General features: G+C 39.2%; 2 protein-coding genes and 1 pseudogene. 1 reads left to right on the top strand and 2 read right to left on the bottom strand.

Features of this window, described 5'->3' with window-relative positions:
- Positions 1 to 61 precede the first annotated feature (61 nt).
- Positions 62 to 1,474 (top strand): hypothetical protein, encoded by a 1,413-nt coding sequence (locus tag ACLJQD_RS22825; RefSeq protein ID WP_410967632.1) that lies wholly within the window; start codon positions 62 to 64, stop codon positions 1,472 to 1,474.
- A gap of 43 nt (positions 1,475 to 1,517) precedes the next feature.
- Here ACLJQD_RS22825 and ACLJQD_RS22820 read toward each other — a convergent pair.
- Positions 1,518 to 2,715 (bottom strand): annotated as a pseudogene (locus ACLJQD_RS22820) (IS256 family transposase).
- A gap of 87 nt (positions 2,716 to 2,802) precedes the next feature.
- Positions 2,803 to 4,389: a hypothetical protein gene (locus ACLJQD_RS22815; protein ID WP_023242668.1), complete on the bottom strand. Its 1,587-nt coding sequence runs from the start codon at positions 4,387 to 4,389 to the stop codon at positions 2,803 to 2,805.
- Between the last annotated feature and the right edge of the window lie 24 nt (positions 4,390 to 4,413).

Genomic DNA, 4,413 nt, shown 5'->3' with positions numbered 1-4,413 from the left:
TTTGAAGGGGAAGAATAGTGTTAAATAAAAGCATGGTGGCTTTATATTTGATATTCTCATTATGCGTGTTCGCGCTTTGCCTCTTTATATTTCCTTCAATAACCCAGTTACATCTGATGGAGCATCTTTATTTTTAGAAGCAAAAGATATGGCGGATGGAAACATTCTGCTACGAGGATGGACTCTTTCTACTGTATCGTTTTATTTCACTGAAGCGATATGGTATACGATATTAATCAGGATTTTTGGTGACAGCATATACCTGATGTATGTGTTACCAGCCGTATTCTACACGATTACTATTATGCTGGTCTTTGCTCTGTCACATACAGATGGGAAAATGAAGTGGTCAATCGCAGCGCTAATTCCATGCGTAATCATTTCATCTCCTATGGCGTCAACCATGACACTAGGAACATGTGTACATGTAGGAACTATCATATTTGCTCTGGTGTGCTTAAATATGCTTAGGTGTGATAAACACACAATAGCTAAACTGGCATGCGTTACGACTCTCACTGTTGCATCTGTATTCAGCGACTCGATATTCAACTACTATATCACTATACCGATAGTTGTTACCTTTGTTGTGCATTTATTGATAAACAAAGACTTTAGCAAGTGGCGCTATGTATTTGCAGTTATTGTTGGTGTTGTCATAGCAAAGTTTCTTGCTTTAGTAGCGAATTATTTTGGTCTACTGAACACCCCCGGGACTCAACCTCCAGCATTTGTTAGCTACGAGAATATACCATCTAACCTCAATCTTTTCATTGTTGGTATCATCCAGTATTTCGACGCCTTCATTTTTGGGAAACAGCTTTCTGTAAGCAATGCGATGATATTCAGCAGGTTTGCAGTGATGATATTCTGGTTAGCTCTTTTAGTTGTAGCTATCAAAAAAAGGTTTAAAGCGTCGTTTGTTGATACTGCATTATCCATTTCCTCAGTATTGCTACCAGTCGCATATGTAGCAAGTAATATGCCTGTAGACCTTGACACTACAAGGTATCTGGTTTTCTCTTTTATTACTGGATCCGCTCTAATTGCACGCTATCTAAATTCACAAGCCGAGCAAAGACTCTATGCTTTTGCTTCAACCATCATACTGATTTTTATTTTCATCCCAAGCGGAAGATACGAACTACCGAATTCGAGAGTACAAGATATTAGTAAATTTGTTCGTGATAATAACCTCGGTGATGGTTACGGCACATTCTGGGTTGCGTCTGCTGTGACTCTGTTTAAAAACGGAGACGTAAGGCCAATCACGTTTACTGATGAAAACAAAGCGGTTAGGTTAAACTGGCTGTCCAATAAAGCATGGTACGGTTTTAAATCAAGATATATCGTCACAGAGTTCAAGCATGATATTGATAAGATATTAAACCAGTATGGACGGGAAGGGCATATAAAAGAGATTGATAACGCATATGTAATTTACTATGATGATGCAAGGATTGTTATAGAGTAGTCAATAAGGAGCCTGTCCATAATTCTGTGTAACTGCCACTGTATTAAAGGTGATCGCTCAGGCGGTCACCGACCTCAATAATAAAACGACTCATTGCCAGCCGCCAGTGCTGGATCGGCATACTCCACTTTTTTGAGACATCTTTGATCGCTAGATAAATAACCTTCCACACTGAGTCGTCTCTTGGGAATACCTTGCATTTATTATCTCGGCCCGGATCACACTGTTCAGTGATTCGATAGCGTTTGTGGTGTAGATCGCCTGGCGGATATCCGGCAGGTAGCTGAAGAATGTGTTCAGGTTTTCCCAGTGCGCACGCCTGCTTTTGCTGATCTGCGGGTATTTGTCGTCACACACGCCCGCGAACACATTCAGCATCATCAGCGCCGCCTCTTCGGTAAACCGTCTTCAGACCACTGGTGACCGCCTTGTAGTCTTTCCAGGACACGTATTTCAGGCTGCTACGTACCTATATGGATGATGCACAGCTGGATATGGGGCTGCGGATAGACGCTGTTTATCGCATCCGGAAAGTCTTTCAGGCCGTCCACACAGGCAATCAGGATGTCCTGAAAACCACGATTTTTCAGCTCCACCAGCACATTCAGCCAGAATGTTGCGCCTTCATTTTCGGTCAGTCACCTACCCGGCAGCGCTTTCTGGCCTTCGGTGTTGATACCCAGCGCCAGGAAGACAGTTCTGTTTATGACGCTGTCATGTTGACGGATTTTTACGACAATGCAGCCCATGTAAACGATGGGATACAGCGCATCCAGTTACCGGTTTTGCCACTCCGTAGCCTGCTCTTTTAGGGCATCTGTGACTTTGGATATCAATGTGAGCGACACATCGGCATCGTACATTTCTTTAAAGGTGGCGGCGATTTCGTGCGTGGTCATGCCTTTGGCATATAGCGATAAAAATCTGGCTGTCTATCTGCGTGAGCCGCGTCTGGTTCTTCTTAATCAACTGAGGTTTGAAGGTGTTTTCACAGTCACGCGGCGTGTTCAATTCAATCTCGCCATCACCGCAAAGCAGGATGTTTGACGAGTAGCCATTACGGATGTTTGAGCTTTATTGTGCATGTTTTTCTCATGCCCGGGATGGTCAGTCAGTTCTGCATTGAGCGCAGTTTCGACAGTAAGCTTCGTCAGCATCTGGGAAAACTGGTTGAGATCGGCTTTGGTTTTAAGGCCTTTAGCCAGTTCAGCAGCCAGCGCTTTGAGTTTATTTTCGTCCATAAATTGCCTGTCTCCGTTGTCGGAATGAACATATCAAAAACAGGCAGCTACACAATTTAAATTACAGTCTCTGAGGCGGAATTATAGTTAATTACACCACTTAGGCTTGCTCCATATTACAGGCCCTAACCATATTTTTCCTTCCGCACCGTTATATAATATTTTTCCGTTTTTACTCTTTAATTCTGACTCTATTATTTTATCCGCCTTACCATCTTTTGTGTAATATAAAACCTCACCATTAATGCAGTACCAACTTGGTCTGGACAACCATGTTCTAGGAATTACAAATTTATCATAAGCGTCTGTGAGTTCAGAAGAGTGTACTTCTGCATCAATCGAGTTTAATAGTTGCATTCTCCAAAAATCCTCTCCATAAATATATGTTATTCCAGTTGACTTTACAATTGAAATAATTTTTTTATTTATTTCTGAATTCATATTGGATTTATTGTAACTAAAAGGCTTTGCTTTTGTTGTATATAGTACTGGTGCTATAGCTGACATGCATATAGCCATTGCAATAGTTAATGAATATGTATATGCATTATTTTTTATATTAATTTTAAAAATTTTAAAAATGGTGGCAAATACAGAAATTTTTAGTATACAAGTTGCCCAGAAAATATGACGCCCTTCTGGGTTGAGGCATGATATAAGTAGCAGTCCTAAAACAAAACCTGTAGCTCCCAATGCACATAACAGATCTAGTCGACAAATACTGGTTTTAGTTTTTCTGCCATCAATCAAAATATGAAGAAATATTTTTAAGCCATATACAATAGTTGCAATAAATAAAAGTATATACAATAAACCCATAAAGTAGAAAGGTGTCAATATTCCTATTGCATTACTTCCAACAGCCAAGCTAGAGGATGAAGAGTACACCAGGATTGACTTTAAAATTATAAAAAGATTGTCAATTGCTTTATCTGGAGATATTAACAACGATGCTTGAGAATAGTCGACCTTGAGTGGGAAATGTCTGCCTAAAAGATAATCATTTGCCATCTTGCCGATAACAAAAGATACAGCTATAGATAACATTGACACAACTGAAGTTTTTGATCTGAATATAATCAGTATGAATAAAATAAAAGGTGCTATAATAATCAAAGTTCTAATTGGTTGCTCTGCAGTCATTAGAATAACAGCAAGGGCAGAAATACACAAAAAACTCTTTTTGCTTTCTTGAATATATATGATAACCGGTAGGCATATCATAATAGAAAGTACTACATTCGAAAGATGCGATTCCTGACCAAGTAAAAAATCAATATCATCCATACCAAGCGGAATGAATAAGCAAGTTGATAGTAAAAGTGAAAAATATTTATTTCCACAATATTTAGAGATAATTAGATTGCAAATATAAAACCAAACGCAGATCGCTATTGCACCGCCTATTGCATAAGCCTTATATCCTGAAAAACCAATGTAGTTGGCTAAGGCTATGAATGGGCTTATTTTTAGCATAATAAGTTGGTTGCCGTAGAAAAAATCATGTGGAAGTAAAACCCCTTCATCTCTTATGGCTGAAGCTAGAACTTGATATGCTGCTGAATCTGCGTGAAAAAAATTCGGATAAATATAAATGTGATGCACTAAGCCAATGGCAAGGCCAATAATGATTACAGATACATGCCAAAAATAATTTTTTTTAAATTCCATCATTTTATTTGACCAGCTTTCTTAATG

Origin of the sequence: Salmonella sp. SAL04214, assembly GCF_046550615.1 — a bacterium.
Lineage (GTDB): Bacteria > Pseudomonadota > Gammaproteobacteria > Enterobacterales > Enterobacteriaceae > Salmonella > Salmonella enterica.
This window is presented reverse-complemented; position numbering and strand designations above follow the sequence as displayed.

Excerpts from the sequence above, each read along its gene's own strand:
- ACLJQD_RS22825 (WP_410967632.1), top strand. The coding sequence starts at position 62 with ATGCGTGTTCGCGCTTTGCCTCTTTATATTTCCTTCAATAACCCAGTT.
- ACLJQD_RS22815 (WP_023242668.1), bottom strand. The coding sequence starts at position 4,389 with ATGATGGAATTTAAAAAAAATTATTTTTGGCATGTATCTGTAATCATT.